Source organism: Geodermatophilus sp. SYSU D00705, assembly GCF_054050135.1.
This window is the reverse complement of the sequence record NZ_JBJGYT010000021.1, coordinates 34471-47418: the sequence shown is the minus strand read 5'-3', so window position 1 is coordinate 47418 and position 12948 is coordinate 34471. Positions and strand designations below refer to the sequence as shown.

The 12948-nt window shown below is 76.2% G+C and carries 18 protein-coding genes; 11 read left to right on the top strand and 7 right to left on the bottom strand.

The genetic code is table 11. The features are described 5' to 3' along the window. Positions 1-5 precede the first annotated feature (5 nt). Entirely contained in the window at positions 6-596 is a 591-nt protein-coding gene (locus ACI78Q_RS16310; RefSeq protein ID WP_456924458.1) for a very short patch repair endonuclease, read from the top strand. Further along, entirely contained in the window at positions 533-670 is a 138-nt protein-coding gene (locus ACI78Q_RS16305; RefSeq protein WP_456924486.1) for a hypothetical protein, read from the top strand. The genes ACI78Q_RS16310 and ACI78Q_RS16305 overlap by 64 nt, the downstream gene beginning before the upstream one ends. 13 nt (positions 671-683) lie before the next feature. Here the strand turns inward: ACI78Q_RS16305 and ACI78Q_RS16300 are convergent, their stop codons facing one another. Further along, on the bottom strand, positions 684-1205 hold the full coding sequence (locus ACI78Q_RS16300; protein ID WP_456924457.1) for a DUF6328 family protein: 522 nt from the start codon (positions 1203-1205) through the stop codon (positions 684-686). A 117-nt stretch (positions 1206-1322) separates the two neighbouring features. Here ACI78Q_RS16300 and ACI78Q_RS16295 point away from each other — a divergent pair, with 117 nt between their 5' ends. Then, the gene (locus ACI78Q_RS16295; RefSeq protein ID WP_456924456.1) at positions 1323-1544 is read left to right on the top strand and encodes a hypothetical protein; all 222 of its coding nucleotides are present in this window, start codon (positions 1323-1325) and stop codon (positions 1542-1544) included. A gap of 93 nt (positions 1545-1637) precedes the next feature. Here ACI78Q_RS16295 and ACI78Q_RS16290 read toward each other — a convergent pair whose 3' ends face one another. The 3 genes from ACI78Q_RS16290 to ACI78Q_RS16280 all read right to left on the bottom strand — a co-directional run bounded on the left by ACI78Q_RS16290 (position 1638) and on the right by ACI78Q_RS16280 (position 3218). Beyond that, positions 1638-2186, bottom strand: coding sequence for a hypothetical protein (locus tag ACI78Q_RS16290; RefSeq protein ID WP_456924455.1), 549 nt, complete (start codon positions 2184-2186; stop codon positions 1638-1640). 89 nt (positions 2187-2275) lie between these two features. After that, positions 2276-2545: a DUF2277 domain-containing protein gene (locus tag ACI78Q_RS16285; protein WP_456924454.1), complete on the bottom strand. Its 270-nt coding sequence runs from the start codon at positions 2543-2545 to the stop codon at positions 2276-2278. 52 nt (positions 2546-2597) lie between these two features. Continuing rightward, positions 2598-3218, bottom strand: coding sequence for a hypothetical protein (locus tag ACI78Q_RS16280; protein WP_456924453.1), 621 nt, complete (start codon positions 3216-3218; stop codon positions 2598-2600). A 133-nt stretch (positions 3219-3351) separates the two neighbouring features. Here ACI78Q_RS16280 and ACI78Q_RS16275 point away from each other — a divergent pair, with 133 nt between their 5' ends. Together ACI78Q_RS16275 and ACI78Q_RS16270 are read left to right on the top strand one after the other, a co-directional pair. After that, positions 3352-3753, top strand: a complete 402-nt coding sequence (locus ACI78Q_RS16275; RefSeq protein WP_456924452.1) for a hypothetical protein — start codon at positions 3352-3354, stop codon at positions 3751-3753. Positions 3754-3843: 90 nt separating this feature from the next. After that, complete coding sequence (locus tag ACI78Q_RS16270; RefSeq protein WP_456924451.1) at positions 3844-4731, top strand: SDR family NAD(P)-dependent oxidoreductase; 888 nt, start codon at positions 3844-3846, stop codon at positions 4729-4731. A gap of 7 nt (positions 4732-4738) precedes the next feature. Here ACI78Q_RS16270 and ACI78Q_RS16265 read toward each other — a convergent pair whose 3' ends face one another. Next, positions 4739-5467: a GAF and ANTAR domain-containing protein gene (locus tag ACI78Q_RS16265; RefSeq protein WP_456924450.1), complete on the bottom strand. Its 729-nt coding sequence runs from the start codon at positions 5465-5467 to the stop codon at positions 4739-4741. Positions 5468-5707: 240 nt separating this feature from the next. Between ACI78Q_RS16265 and ACI78Q_RS16260 the strand changes: the two genes are divergently transcribed. The 4 genes from ACI78Q_RS16260 to eutC all read left to right on the top strand — a co-directional run bounded on the left by ACI78Q_RS16260 (position 5708) and on the right by eutC (position 10781). Then, positions 5708-7069: an MFS transporter gene (locus tag ACI78Q_RS16260; RefSeq protein ID WP_456924449.1), complete on the top strand. Its 1362-nt coding sequence runs from the start codon at positions 5708-5710 to the stop codon at positions 7067-7069. Between the two features lie 96 nt (positions 7070-7165). Then, the gene (gene eat / locus ACI78Q_RS16255; RefSeq protein ID WP_456924448.1) at positions 7166-8626 is read left to right on the top strand and encodes an ethanolamine permease; all 1461 of its coding nucleotides are present in this window, start codon (positions 7166-7168) and stop codon (positions 8624-8626) included. Continuing rightward, positions 8623-10035 carry an ethanolamine ammonia-lyase subunit EutB gene (locus tag ACI78Q_RS16250; RefSeq protein ID WP_456924447.1) on the top strand — a complete coding sequence of 471 codons (1413 nt, stop codon included), beginning with the start codon at positions 8623-8625 and terminating at the stop codon, positions 10033-10035. The genes eat and ACI78Q_RS16250 overlap by 4 nt, the downstream gene beginning before the upstream one ends. Next, positions 10032-10781: an ethanolamine ammonia-lyase subunit EutC gene (eutC, locus tag ACI78Q_RS16245; protein ID WP_456924446.1), complete on the top strand. Its 750-nt coding sequence runs from the start codon at positions 10032-10034 to the stop codon at positions 10779-10781. Before ACI78Q_RS16250 ends, eutC begins: the two co-directional genes overlap by 4 nt. A 202-nt stretch (positions 10782-10983) precedes the next feature. On the opposite strand, the gene ACI78Q_RS16240 is transcribed toward eutC, so the two are convergent. Further along, the gene (locus tag ACI78Q_RS16240) at positions 10984-11208 is read right to left on the bottom strand and encodes a hypothetical protein (protein ID WP_456924445.1); all 225 of its coding nucleotides are present in this window, start codon (positions 11206-11208) and stop codon (positions 10984-10986) included. A gap of 19 nt (positions 11209-11227) precedes the next feature. Between ACI78Q_RS16240 and ACI78Q_RS16235 the strand changes: the two genes are divergently transcribed. Then, positions 11228-11866, top strand: a complete 639-nt coding sequence (locus tag ACI78Q_RS16235) for a hypothetical protein (protein ID WP_456924444.1) — start codon at positions 11228-11230, stop codon at positions 11864-11866. A 2-nt stretch (positions 11867-11868) separates the two neighbouring features. On the opposite strand, the gene ACI78Q_RS16230 is transcribed toward ACI78Q_RS16235, so the two are convergent. Next, positions 11869-12429 carry a dihydrofolate reductase family protein gene (locus ACI78Q_RS16230; protein WP_456924443.1) on the bottom strand — a complete coding sequence of 187 codons (561 nt, stop codon included), beginning with the start codon at positions 12427-12429 and terminating at the stop codon, positions 11869-11871. A 145-nt stretch (positions 12430-12574) separates the two neighbouring features. On the opposite strand from ACI78Q_RS16230, the gene ACI78Q_RS16225 reads away from it, so the two are divergent. Beyond that, on the top strand, positions 12575-12946 hold the full coding sequence (locus ACI78Q_RS16225) for a hypothetical protein (RefSeq protein WP_456924442.1): 372 nt from the start codon (positions 12575-12577) through the stop codon (positions 12944-12946). Positions 12947-12948 lie beyond the last annotated feature (2 nt).

Here is a 12948-nt window from a genome sequence, read left to right as displayed (position 1 = left end):
GGTGGATGTCCGCAGCGGACGAGCCCGACCCGTGTCGCGGTGGACCGGGTCCCGCGCCACCGGCGTCCTCCGACGTGGTGGCGGCCCGGTTCCGGAAGCAGCCGCGCCGCGACACCTCGCACGAGCTCGCCGTCCGGCGGGGACTTCACGCCCGGGGCGTGCGCTTCCGCGTCGACGTCCGGCCCGGTCCCGAGACCCGGGCGCGCGGGGACATCGTGTGGAAGGGCCGGCGCCTCGTCGTCTTCCTCGACGGCTGCTTCTGGCACGCCTGCCCGGCCTGCGGACACCTGCCGCGGGCGAACCGGGAGTGGTGGATGGCCAAGCTCGCCGGCAACGTCGCCCGAGACCGCCGCACCGACGCCCGCCTCAGGGCGGCCGGCTGGCGGGTCCTCCGGTTCTGGGAGCACGAGGAGCCGGACGCCGTCGTGGAGGCCATCTGCCGGGCGCTCGGGCACCGGGGGACGCACCCCCCCGGGTGCACGAGGCGTCCTCGACCCGGCACCGCCGGATCCGTCCGGCCAGGATCCGTGCCGTGCGTGCGCTCCGCAGCCACGGGCTCGTCCTGTTCGTGTTCGGCATCCCGTTCCGGCTGCTGACCGGGTCGACGCTCATCGACCACGGCAAGGGTCGGCGCGACGTCCACCGCGTCGCCGAGGCGCTGCGGGACTGAGCGGAGTCCCCGGTCAGCGCTCCCCGTTCTCCGGCGGCGAGTCCTGCCTCGCGTGCGCCCGCTGCCAGAACGGGACGGCGATCCACCACCACGCCAGCAGGGCGGCCACGATCCCCGTGGTCACCCACGCCAGGGTCAGGTCGAAGACCACGTCGGTCACGAGCAGCACGGCCGAGCAGATCGCGATCGCCAGCACGATGAGCCCGAGGAACGCCGACCGGTGGCTGCGCCGCAGGAGGTTCTCCTTGTCGTGCTGCCGGAACAGCACGCGGTGCTGGGCGGCGGGTGCGATCAGCAGCCCGGTCGTGATCGCGGCGGCCAGCAGGGTCACGAAGTAGACGTCCCGCTGGAACTCGGTCAGGTCCGCGCCCCCCTGCTGGAACGGGACGACCAGCAGGAACGCGAAGAGGAACTGCACCCCGGGCAGGGCAACCCGCAGCTCGTTGAGCAGCTCCAGAAGCTCCCGGTCGACCCGCTCCTTGCGGCTCTCGCCCGTCGACCCGCCGTCGTGCTGCGCTGCCCGCGTCTCCGCCATGCCGTCTCCCGCCCGACGTGTTCATCCGGCGTTCACCTGGCTGGTGATGCTGCCCCCAACCGGGCCCGGGTATGCCGCGGGGACCGCCCGTCCACCCGGGCGGGTGAGGAGAGCGCGATGTCGACGTGGACACCGATGGAGCCGAACCTCGGCGGCGAGGACGACGGCATCCCGGCCGCCGACCCCGGGGCGGGCGCGCCACCGCCGGCCGAGGGCTTCGGCGTCGGGGGAGAGGAGCCCGACCGGCCCGAGGAGGCGCCGCCCCCGGACCACGACGGCGGCCGGTCGAGCGATCCGCCGTTCCGGACGCCGGACCCCGGGGACGTCGGCCGCAGCTGACCGGGTGCGATCAGCGCCTCGGACCGTCGGTGTCGCGGCCGGGCGGCACGGTCCGGGTCGACGGGGCTCCCGGAACGTGGCGGGACGGGGACGTCAGCGCTGGGCGACACCCCGGGCGACCTCGCTGGGCCGTTGCTGCTCCCCGGCGTAGGAGCTCACCGCCACGAGGGCACCGGTCAGGGCCGGCACGACCCACTGCAGGCGGTCCAACTGCTCCTGGGCGGCGGCGACCTCCGTCCTGACCGCCTTGGTGCGCCTGGCCGGCTTGGTGCCCGACCGCGACGGCACGGCCCCGGCGTTGGACACCGTCTGACCCAGGACCCGGCTGTAGGCGGTCACGCCGAGCGCGGCCAGCGTCAGGGCGGTCTTGAGCACGCTCATGCCGGCGACGCCCTGCTGGCGGGCCACGCGGCCGCGGTTGCCGAGCAGTTGACCGACGCTGCCGGTGAGGTGGGCGCCGATCGCCACCGCGTTGACCGGGGTCCAGCGGTCCCACCCCGCGTTGGCCACCCGCCCCGTGGCGCGGTCCCCGCCGGCCTCCGCGGCCGCGGCGTTGAGGGCGACGGCGTTGGCGAGGGTGCCGCCGAACCAGGCGGACAGGCCGACGTCGTGCAGGGTGCGGGAGAGGGTGTTGCGAGCCATGGCTGCGCTCCGGGGGGACGAGGTCGAGGGAGTTCCGGGATACCCGGGTGTCCGGCTCCCACACCGGTTGCGCACAACGGAGCCGGTGGTCAGCTCCCGTACCGCACGGCCGCCCGCTGTCGCGCCTTGGCGGCCTCGACCGCGCGGTCCTTCGGCGGCGCCGTCGTCACCAGGGTGCCCAGCAGCCGGGCCGATGCCTCGGCCACCTCGGCGACGGCGCGGTCGAACGCCTCGACGTTGGCGCGCGACGGCCGGGTCGTGCCGCTGATCTTCCGTACGTACTGCAGCGCGGCGGCCTGGACCTCCTCGTCGGTCACCGGGGGCTCGAAGTTGGCCAGCGGTCGGATGTTCCGGCACATGGCCCGCAGCGTAGGAGCGGCCGGAGACACCCGGCAGCCCCCTCGGCTCGGCTCAGGCGGCGAAGCCGGCCCGGTCGATCTTCCGGTGGTACCGGGTGCCGAGCATGCCGCCGACGACGGCGCCGACCAGCGTGATCACGACCATGGCGACCAGGGTGAGGATCCCGGCCGTGGTGGCGGTGCCCTCGTCGATCGGGATGCGCGGCAGGTTGAGCGCCTCGAGCACGTTGTACTCGCGGCCCAGCAGGTACCCGGCGACCGACAGCACCACGACGACGAGCAGCCCGATCAGCCAGACGGCGATGCCCTGCCGCAGCCCGTCGAACCGGGCCATGCGCCCGGCCACGTACCCGCCGGCGAGGTAGGCGAGGAAGAGCACGACCAGCAGCGCGATCGCGCCGGCCAGCCCGATGGTGTCGGCCTGCGCCGTGGCGTCGTCCGTTGACTCCAGACCCTGGGTGAGGCCGAGGGCGACGCCGGCGGCCGACAGAAGCGCGATGAGCAGCACCGCCAGCCCGTTGGCCGACAGCCACCCGAAGAACGCCGCCCCCCACTTGACGCCGCCGAACCGGGAGCGCTGGGCGGCCACCGCGTCGCGGGCCAGGCCCCGGGTCGCCGAGGCGCCGTCGCGGGTGGCGTCGTGGTCGTGGGCGGTCCGGTCGCTGCTGGCCATGGGCCCCTCCTCCGGGCGGGTCCGCGCCCACCGGCGCGGGGACGTACCGGTCGGTTCCCGCGCCCGATCGGCGCAAACAGCGGTCACCCGCCGGGAGGAGGGGCACCATCGGAACCGACCGGGGAGGGGTGCGATGACGGTCCTGCTGGTCGACGTGGCCAACGTGCTCGGCGCCCGTCCCGACGGCTGGTGGCGCGACCGCGCCGGCGCGACCACCCGCCTGCTGCGGCGCCTGGCCCCCCTCGCCGGCCGCCGGGTGGACGCGCCGGGCGGCGGCACGCTGCTGGTCCGGGAGCTCGTGGTGGTCGTCGAGGGGGCGGCGCGCGACGCCCGCGTGCCCGACGGCGTCACCGTGGTGCGCGCCCCCGGCAGCGGCGACGACGCCCTCGCCGACCGCGCCGCCCTGCTCGCCGCCCAGGGCGTCCCCCTGCTGGTGGTCACCGCCGACCGCGGCCTGCGGGCGCGGCTGCCGGAGGGCGCGGCCGTCACCGGCCCGGGCTGGCTGTACGACGCGCTGCCCGACGGCCCCGCATGAGCGCCGCGCGGCGAGGGTAGGGGCCGGTGCACGTCGAGCCGGGGCGGTCCAGCGCAGCACGGTGCCCTCGGCCCCAGCCCGAGGAGACCCATGCCGCCGCCTGACGCCCTGACCGTCCTCGTCACCGGCGCCTCCAGTGGCATCGGCCGCGCGACGGTGCACGACCTGGCCGGCCGCGGCGCCCGCCTGGTGCTCGTCGCCCGGGGCCGCGGCCCGCTGGAGGAGGCCGCGGCGGAGGCGCGGGAGCGGGGCGCCGCGGAGGTGCTCGTCTGCCCCGCCGACGTCACCGACGCCGACGCGCTGCAGCGGGTGGTCGACACCGCGCTCGACCGGTTCGGCCGGCTGGACGTCGTCGTCCACGCGGCGCAGACGATGGCCTACGGGCGCATCGAGGACGTGCCGCGGGAGGTCTTCGAGGCCGTCGTGGACACCGGCGTGCACGGCACCGCGAACGTCGCCCGGTCCGTGCTGCCGGTGTTCCGCCGCCAGGGGGCCGGCCACCTGGTGGTGGTCAACTCGCTGCTCGGGTCGGTCACCGCACCCCAGATGGGCACCTACGCGGCGGCCAAGTGGGGCCAGCTGGCCCTCGTGCGCACCCTGCAGCAGGAGATCCGGGACGCCCCCGGGGTGCACGTCTCCGCGGTCGCCCCGGGCGGGGTCAACACCCCGATCTACTACCAGGGCGCGACGTGGGCGGGCAGCACCGGACGGCCGCCCCCGCCGGTCTACACGGCCGAGCGTGTGGCCCGGGCGGTGGTGGCGCGGCTGGACCGGCCGCGGCGGCTGGTGCAGTCCGGCGTCGCCAACTCCGTCGTCGTCGCGGGCTTCCGGCTCCTGCCCGGGCTCTACGACGCGCTCGTCGGCCCGCTGTTCCGCACCTTCGCACTGGCCGGGGACGACGCCGCGCCCACCGAGGGCAACGTCTTCGCCTCCCGCCCCGAGGGCAACGCGGTGAAGGGACCCTGGCGGGCGGTCTGAGCGCCGCTCACCAGCGGTCGGGGCGCTCCGGCAGCTCGGCCTCGAACGCCGCGACGAGGGCGGCGGCGACCTCGCGCAGCTTGACGTTGCGCCGCTGGGAGGAGACCCGCAGCAGGGCGAACGCCTGCTCCGCGGTGCACCGCTCCCGCGCCATGACCAATCCGACGGCCTGGCCGATCGTCGCCCGGGTGTCCAGGCCGCCGAGCAACTGGTCGGCCCGGTCGTCGCCGTCGGCGATGCGCAGCGCCACCGACAGCGCGCCGGCGGCCTGGGCGGCCCACCGCCCGGCCGTCGCCTCGTCCGCGCCGCCGAAGGCGGCAGGCCGGGTGGAGTAGAGGTTCAGCGCGCCGCGGCTGCGGCCCTCGACGTCCAGCGGCAGGGACAGCGACGAGCGGACGCCGGCCTGCGCGGCCAGCTCCGGGTACGGGCCCCAGCGGCGCTCGGCCGCCATGTCCGTGACCCGGACGACGACCCCCTCCCGCATCGCCTGCAGGCACGGGCCGTCGTCGACCTGGTACTGCCGCTCGTCGGCCTCCTGCGCGAGTGGTCCGGTCGCGTGCACCGTCACCCCGCTGCTGGAGCGGGCGAGGGTCAGCCCGCAGGCCTCGGCGGCGGGCGTGTGCCCCACGGCCAGGTGCACGAGGTCCCCGAGGAAGGAGTTGAGGTCCCCACCCGAGGCCAGCAGGGCCAGCAGATCGGTGTCGTCGCGCGCGGGCGTCGTGTCGGGCGTCCCCACGGTCCTGCTCCTCCATCAACCACGGCGGCGTCGAGGACGATCGTGCCCAACCGAGATGCCGTCTGCCACGCGAGCGCCTTCGGGGGTGGCGATCCTCACGCGGACGAGGGGCGCGTCCGGGCGGCGCCGGCCCGCGGGTGCTGGCACCGTGGAGGACGGGTGCCCGAGGTCGTGTGCTCGTCCCCGTCCCTCGCGGCCGCCCGTTCGCCGGTGGCCGGCTCCTCTCCCCGTGAGGTCCCCATGGCCGCTCCCACCCTCGTCCTGCGCGCCCGCGAACCGGTCGCCGTCCTCGTGCGCTCGGCCCGGTCGTCCGCGCCCGAACCGTCGCCGGACCGGCTGCGGCTCGCCGTCGCCGCCCTCTTCGCCCTGGACGGCGCGGTGTTCGGCAGCTGGGCGGCCCGCGTGCCCGACGTGGCCGCGCAGGTCGGTGCCGGGCACAGCACGCTCGGCGTCGCCCTGCTCTGCCTCTCCCTCGGGGCCCTGGCGTGCATGCAGGTGACCGGTGCGCTGTGCGCCCGGCTCGGCGCCGGCCTGGTCAGCGCGGCGGCCGCGGTGCTGGTCTGCCTGGCCGTCGTCCTGCCCGCCCTGGCGACCTCCGTGCCGGCACTGTGCGCAGCGCTGCTGGTCTTCGGCGCGGCGACCGGCATGGTCAACGTCGCGGCCAACGCGCTCGGCGTCTCCGTCGAGGCCCGGATCGGGCGCCCGCTGCTGTCGGGGTTGCACGCCGGGTTCAGCTTCGGCGGCCTGGCCGGCGCGGTGCTCGGCGGCCTCGCCTCGGCCGGAGCGGGGGTGGCCGTGCACCTGGTCGTCGTCGCCTGTGCCGGACTGCTGCTCACCGCCTGGGCGGCGCCCGCGCTGGTCGGTGCCGACGCCGCGGTGGCCGTCCGCCGCGCCGACGCCGGGACGCCCGAGCGCGGCCGGCCCGTCGCCGCGCTGGTGGTGCTGGGCGCCGTCGCCGGCTGCACCGCCTACGGGGAGGGGGCGCTCACCGACTGGGGCGCGCTGCTGCTGCGCACCGACCTGGGTGCGGCGCCGGTCGTGGCGGCCGGCGGGTACGCGGGCTTCTCCCTCGCCATGGCCTGTGGCCGGCTGGCCGGGAGCCGGCTGCTCCTCGCCCTGGGCGAGCGCCGCCTGCTCACCGGCGGCGCCGCGCTGGCCGCCGCCGGCGCGACCGCCGCGGTGACGACGACGTCCCTGCCGGTGGCCCTCGCCGGGTTCGTGCTGGTCGGGCTCGGGCTGGCCAACGTGTTCCCGCTGGCGATCGCCCGGGCCGGGGTGCTCGGCGGCGCCCGCGGCATCGCGCTGGCCACGACCGTCGGCTACACCGGTCTGCTGGGCGGGCCGCCGGTCATCGGCCTGGTCGCCGAGCACCTGGGGCTGTCGGCCGCCATCGGGACCGTCGCGGTCATGGCGCTGGTCGCGGCCGGGCTGGTGCTCACGCTGTCCGGCGAGGACGTCCGGCTGCCGACGCCGGCGCTGTCCCGCGCGGCGGCCGGGCTGGGCACGCGGCTGCAGCCGGTCGTGTCGGGGTTCGGCCACGGGACGGGCGTCTACGTCCGCGACCTGGGGCTGCTGGTGGGGCCGCCCGCGTCGGGCCGGTGAACAGCGTGTTCCGTCCTCGCCCAGCGGGTTGACCAGGCACGGTGCTGCGAGAACGCTGACCCCACCCGACTGCGGGGGCCGACGCGGAGGTCTGTCATGACCGCAGAACCCGGCACCCGCGGCCGTGCGGGCCACCACGCGGGGGTGGAGGCCGAGCGGGTCGACGAGGGATACCTGCACAAGCGGCAACTGCGCACCGGCACGGCGGGCTGGCTCCTGCTGGCGGGGCTGGGGGTCTCCGCCGTCATCTCGGGGGACTACGCCGGCTGGAACTTCGGGCTGGCCGAGGGCGGGTTCGGCGGGCTGCTCGTCGCCGTCGTCCTCATGGCGGTGATGTACACCGCGATGGTGTTCGGGCTGGCCGAGCTCGGGTCGGCGCTGCCGACCGCCGGCGGCGGCTACACCTTCGCCCGGCGGGCGCTGGGGCCGTGGGGCGGGTACGCCACCGGCATCGCGGTGCTCATCGAGTACGCCATCGCCCCGGCCGCGATCGCCACCTTCATCGGCGCCTACGTCGAGTCCCTCGGGTTGTTCGGCATCACCGACGGCTGGTGGGTGTACCTGGCGGTCTACGCGCTGTTCATCGGGATCCACCTGATGGGCGTCGGCGAGGCGCTCAAGGCGATGTTCGTCGTCACGGTCATCGCGCTGGTCGGGCTGGTCATCTTCCTCGCCGGTGCCATCCCGCAGTTCGACGCGGGCAACCTGCTCGACATCGCGCCCACCGACGCGGCGGGTGCCTCGTCCTTCCTGCCCTACGGGCTGATCGGCATCTGGGCGGCGTTCCCGTTCGCGATCTGGTTCTTCCTCGCCGTGGAGAGCGTGCCGCTGGCCGCCGAGGAGGCCCGCGACCCGGCCCGCTCGATGCCGCGGGGGATCGTCGCGGCGATGGGCGTGCTCGTCGTCCTCGCCGTCCTGATGCTGGTCTTCACCCCGGGCGCGGCCGGCTCGTCGGCGATCGCCGGCTCGGGCAACCCGCCGGTCGACGCGCTCGCCGGCTCCGACGCCCCCGACGCCCTCACCCGGGTGGTCAACTACGCCGGCCTGTTCGGGCTGGTCGCCAGCTTCTTCTCGATCATCTACGCCTACTCGCGGCAGACCTTCGCGCTGTCCCGCGCCGGGTACCTGCCGCGGGCGCTGTCGGTGACCAACTCCCGCAAGGCGCCGATGCTGGCCCTGCTGGTGCCCGGCGCGATCGGCTTCGTCCTCTCGCTGACCGGCCAGGGCGCGATGCTGCTCAACATGGCCGTCTTCGGGGCGACGGTGTCCTACGTGCTGATGATGGTCAGCCACATCGTGCTGCGCCGCCGCGAGCCGGACCTGGAACGCCCGTACCGGACGCCGGGCGGCGTGGCCACCACCGGCGTCGCGCTCGTGCTGGCTGCCGCGGCGGTCGTCGCCACCTTCCTCGTCGACGTCACCGCGGCGCTGTGGACCCTCGGCGCCTACGCCGTCTTCCTCGCCTACTTCGCGCTCTACAGCCGCCACCACCTGGTGGCCTCTGCGCCGGAGGAGGAGTTCGAGCTGCTGGCCGAGGCGGAGGAGGACGTCCGATGAGGCGGCGCGGCACCGTCGCGGGGCACACGTACGAGTTCCCGACCCTGGTCGAGCTCATGGCCGGGGCGACGCCGGCCCGTTCGGGCGACGCGCTGGCCGGCTGCGCCGCAGAGTCCGCCGCCGAGCGGGTGGCCGCACAGACCGTGCTGGCCGACCTGCCGCTGGCCACCTTCCTCGAGGAGCAGGTGGTCGGCTATGAGGAGGACGACGTCACGCGGCTCATCGTGGACACGCACGACCGGGCCGCGTTCGCGCCGGTCGCGTCGCTGACGGTGGGGGAGTTCCGCGACCGGCTGCTGGCCTGGGCGGCGGCAGGGGACGAGGCGGCGATCAGCGGCCTGGCCCCCGGGCTGACCCCGGAGATGGTGGCCGCGGTGTCCAAGCTGATGCGCAACGCCGACCTGGTCGCCGTGGGCCGCCGCACGCGGGTGGTGACCGGCCTGCGCAGCACGCTCGGCCTGCCCGGCCGGCTCGCCTCCCGCCTGCAGCCCAACCACCCGACCGACGACCCGCTGGGGGTGACGGCGTCCATCGTCGACGGGCTGCTGCAGGGCTGCGGGGACGCCGTCATCGGGATCAACCCGGCCACGGACTCCCCGGCTCGCACGGTGGCGCTGCTGGAGCTGGTGGACGCGGTGATCAGCCGCTACGGGATCCCCACCCAGTCGTGCGTGCTGGCGCACGTCACCACCACGCTGCGGGCGCTGGAGCAGGGCGCGCCGGTGGACCTGGTGTTCCAGTCGGTCGCCGGCACCCAGCCGGCCAATCGCGGCTTCGGGGTCACCCTCGAGCTGCTGGCCGAGGCACGCGCCGGTGCGCTGGCGCTCGGCCGCGGCACCGTGGGGTCCAACGTGACCTACTTCGAGACCGGCCAGGGCTCGGCGCTGTCGGCCGACGCGCACCACGGCATCGGCGGCCGGCCGGTCGACCAGCAGACCCTGGAGGCCCGCGCCTACGGCGTCGCCCGGCACTTCCAGCCGCTGCTGGTCAACACCGTCGTCGGGTTCATCGGCCCCGAGTACCTCTACGACGGCAAGCAGGTGCTGCGCGCCGGGCTGGAGGACCACTTCTGCGGCAAGCTGCTCGGCCTGCCCATGGGGGTCGACGTCTGCTACACCAACCACGCCGAGGTCGACGGCGACGACATGGACTCCCTCATGCTGCTGCTCGGGGCGGCCGGCTGCACGTTCCTCATCGCCGTCCCCGGCGCCGACGACGTGATGCTGCACTACCAGTCGCTGGCCTTCTCCGACGTCCTCACCACCCGCTCGGTGCTCGGCCTGCGCCCGGCACCGGAGTTCGAGGAGTGGCTGGCCCGGATGGAGCTGCTCGACGACGCCGGCCGGGTCCGCGAGCTCACCGCCGACGCGCCCGCGGCGCGGGCCCTGCTCGCGGCGGCGTCGGCATGAGCTCGGCCCTCGACCAGCCGCTGCCGCCCGGCGACGACCCGTGGGCGGTGCTGCGGGCGGCCACCCGGGCGCGGGTGGCCCTCGGCCGGGCCGGCGACGCGCTGCCGACGGCCCGGGAGCTGGAGTTCCGCGCCGCGCACGCCGCCGCCCGGGACGCGGTGCACCAGCCGCTGGACCCGGCCGCGGTCCGTGCCGGGCTGCCCGGGCACGAGCTGCTGGAGGTGCACTCCGCGGCCGGTGACCGGGCCACGTACCTCCAGCGGCCCGACCTCGGCCGGCAGCTGGCCGAGGGGACGGCGCTGCCGCGCGCCGACGCCGACCTCGCCGTCGTGATCGCCGACGGGCTCTCCCCGCGGGCGGTGCACGAGCACGCCGCGGGCCTGACGACGGCGCTGCTGGAGCGGCTGTCCGGCTGGACGCTGGCGCCGCTGGTGCTGGCACACCAGGCACGGGTGGCCCTCGGCGACGCGGTGGGGGCGGCGCTGGGTGTGCGGGCCGTCGTCGTCCTCATCGGGGAGCGGCCGGGGCTGTCGTCGGCGGACTCCCTCGGTGTCTACCTGACCTGGGACCCGCGTCCGGGCCGGGCGGACTCCGAGCGCAACTGCGTGTCCAACGTCCGCCCGCCGCACGGGCTGTCCTACGGGCAGGCCGCCGACACGGTGGCCGCGCTGCTCTCGGCGGCGCGCGAGCTCGGGGCCTCCGGGGTGGCGCTCAAGGACGAGGGCCCGGCGCTGACCGCCGGCTGACCGTCAGCCGAACACCGCGTCGACGGCGGCGCGGTCCCCGTCGCCCCGTGAGGGCGGACGACCGCGTCGGCGTCGCCGGACGGATGACCCAGACAGACGCCCGGCGACACCGGCGGGCGCGAGCAGTGTCGACCCGACGCCCCCGTCCCGGAAGGCGATCGGCCGGAACCCGGTGTGGCGGTCGCCCTCCGTCACGCACCGATCAGCGGGAGCGCAGCAGCCGGGCCAGCCGGCCGCGGCGTCCGGCCGGCTGCTCGGCGGGCACCGGGTCCGCCGGCTCGGCGAGGGCGGCGTGGCGCTCGCGCAGCCGCGCCCGGATCTCCTCCGGGGTGTGCGCGCGGCGCTGACGCTCGTTGCGGGCGAGCACCGCCCCGCTCGCCGCGACGCCCGCGAGGCCGGCCAGTCCGAGGAGCTTCCAGAGCCGCACGGTCGCCTAACGTAGCCGCGTGCCCCAGCCCCGTGCGCTGCCGCTGGACGACGCGGTCGAGCTGACCCGCACCGGCGACGTCTGGGTGTTCCGCGGCGCCTCGGTCGCCGACCGCGCCATCCAGGCCCTCACCAACGCCCCGGTCAACCACGTCGGCATGGCGGTGGTGCTGGAGGACCTGCCCCCGCTGCTGTGGCACGCCGAGCTCGGCCGCTCCCTGCCCGACGTCTGGACCGGGCAGCACCAGCGCGGCGTCCAGCTGCACGACCTCGCCGACGCCGTCCGCACGTGGCGGCAGCGCTACGGGCAGCGCGCCTGGCTGCGCCAGCTGGTCGGCCCGGCCGACGACGGCGGCGTGACCCCGGAGATGGAGGACGCCGTCCTGCGGACCGTGGCCCGCCTCGACGGGAAGCCGTTCCCGACCACCCGCGGGCTGGCCGTGGGCTGGGTGAACGGCCGGCTGCGCCGCCGGACGTCGGCCGAGACGGTCTTCTGCGCCGAGCTGGTGGCCGCGACCTACACGGCGATGGGGCTGCTCGACGGCGGCCGGCCGCGCAACGCCTACGACCCCGGCAGCTTCTGGTCCGGCGACGACCTGCAGCTGCTGCAGGGCGCCCGGCTCGGCCCGGAGGTGCCGGTGGACGTCCCCGCCGCCTGAGCTCAGCCCGGCCGGCGCACCCGGTAGGTGGTCTGCACCATGCCGCCGGGATACGTCCGGGTGCCGACGTGCTCCAGCGGGACGTCGGCCGGCAGCGCGCCGAAGGGCGTGTGGCCCGCCCCGATGAGCACCGGCACCCGGGAGAACGTGAGATCGCCGATCAGCCCGGCGGTGAGGAACGTGTGCACCAGGCGGCCGCCGTCGACGTACACCCGTCGGTACCCGGCCGCGGTGAGCGCGGCGACCGCGTCGTCGAACGACCCGTGCACGGTGACGCGGGCGTCGGCGCCGGGCTCGAGCGTCGTGCTGACGACGTGCACGGGCTTGCCCTGGTACGGCCACTGGTCGATCGGCGCGATGACCTCGTAGGTGCCGCGGCCCATGACCAGCGCGTCGATGCCGGCGACGAAGTCGGCGAAGCCGAAGTCACCGCCGGCGCCGTCATCGGGGGCGCCGCCGACCTCGGCGTCCCCGGTGAGCCAGGAGAGGTCGCCGTCGGGGCGGGCGATGAAGCCGTCGACGCTCATGCCGAGGAAGACCGAACCGGTGAAGGGCGCGTCCATGCCGGGAGCGTGCCGGAAGGCACGGACGAAATGGGTCGTCCGGCCGGTGTATCGGAGGGGAACTGTCGGTGTTCTGGGGTAGGCAATACCCGAAGTTCCCCCAGCGTTGGACAAGGGCGCGGGGGAAGCGCCCAGGAGGGCTCCCATGTTCGAGGCCACCGTCCACAGGGGACCGGCCTCCGACGTCCTGCCGGAGGTACCCGACCGCTCGGGCGAGAGCGGGCCGACGCCCGTTCCCGCCCGCCCCAGGCACTGGGCCCGGCCGGACATCGCCGGCGATCTCGTCGCCATCGCCTTCACGCCCGGCGCGGCCGCGCCGCGGGAGATCCACGTGCGGCCCGAGCTGTACGAGCGCGTGGTGGCGGAGCTGGCCCCGGCCGGGGTCGAGCACGTGCTCCTCGGGCCGGCGCCCGGCGTGCCGCTCGTCGTCGACCCGGAGCTGCCGGCGTCCCCGGGCTTCGAGGTCGTCCGCGCCCGGCCCGGCGGCGTCGTGCCGCCGCACGCCGCCGCGGCCTGAGC

Excerpts from the sequence above, each read along its gene's own strand:
- ACI78Q_RS16310 (WP_456924458.1), top strand. The coding sequence starts at position 6 with ATGTCCGCAGCGGACGAGCCCGACCCGTGTCGCGGTGGACCGGGTCCC.
- ACI78Q_RS16300 (WP_456924457.1), bottom strand. The coding sequence starts at position 1,205 with ATGGCGGAGACGCGGGCAGCGCAGCACGACGGCGGGTCGACGGGCGAG.
- ACI78Q_RS16295 (WP_456924456.1), top strand. The coding sequence starts at position 1,323 with ATGTCGACGTGGACACCGATGGAGCCGAACCTCGGCGGCGAGGACGAC.
- ACI78Q_RS16290 (WP_456924455.1), bottom strand. The coding sequence starts at position 2,186 with ATGGCTCGCAACACCCTCTCCCGCACCCTGCACGACGTCGGCCTGTCC.
- ACI78Q_RS16285 (WP_456924454.1), bottom strand. The coding sequence starts at position 2,545 with ATGTGCCGGAACATCCGACCGCTGGCCAACTTCGAGCCCCCGGTGACC.
- ACI78Q_RS16280 (WP_456924453.1), bottom strand. The coding sequence starts at position 3,218 with ATGGCCAGCAGCGACCGGACCGCCCACGACCACGACGCCACCCGCGAC.
- ACI78Q_RS16275 (WP_456924452.1), top strand. The coding sequence starts at position 3,352 with ATGACGGTCCTGCTGGTCGACGTGGCCAACGTGCTCGGCGCCCGTCCC.
- ACI78Q_RS16270 (WP_456924451.1), top strand. The coding sequence starts at position 3,844 with ATGCCGCCGCCTGACGCCCTGACCGTCCTCGTCACCGGCGCCTCCAGT.
- ACI78Q_RS16260 (WP_456924449.1), top strand. The coding sequence starts at position 5,708 with ATGGCCGCTCCCACCCTCGTCCTGCGCGCCCGCGAACCGGTCGCCGTC.
- eat (WP_456924448.1), top strand. The coding sequence starts at position 7,166 with ATGACCGCAGAACCCGGCACCCGCGGCCGTGCGGGCCACCACGCGGGG.
- ACI78Q_RS16250 (WP_456924447.1), top strand. The coding sequence starts at position 8,623 with ATGAGGCGGCGCGGCACCGTCGCGGGGCACACGTACGAGTTCCCGACC.
- eutC (WP_456924446.1), top strand. The coding sequence starts at position 10,032 with ATGAGCTCGGCCCTCGACCAGCCGCTGCCGCCCGGCGACGACCCGTGG.
- ACI78Q_RS16230 (WP_456924443.1), bottom strand. The coding sequence starts at position 12,429 with ATGGACGCGCCCTTCACCGGTTCGGTCTTCCTCGGCATGAGCGTCGAC.
- ACI78Q_RS16225 (WP_456924442.1), top strand. The coding sequence starts at position 12,575 with ATGTTCGAGGCCACCGTCCACAGGGGACCGGCCTCCGACGTCCTGCCG.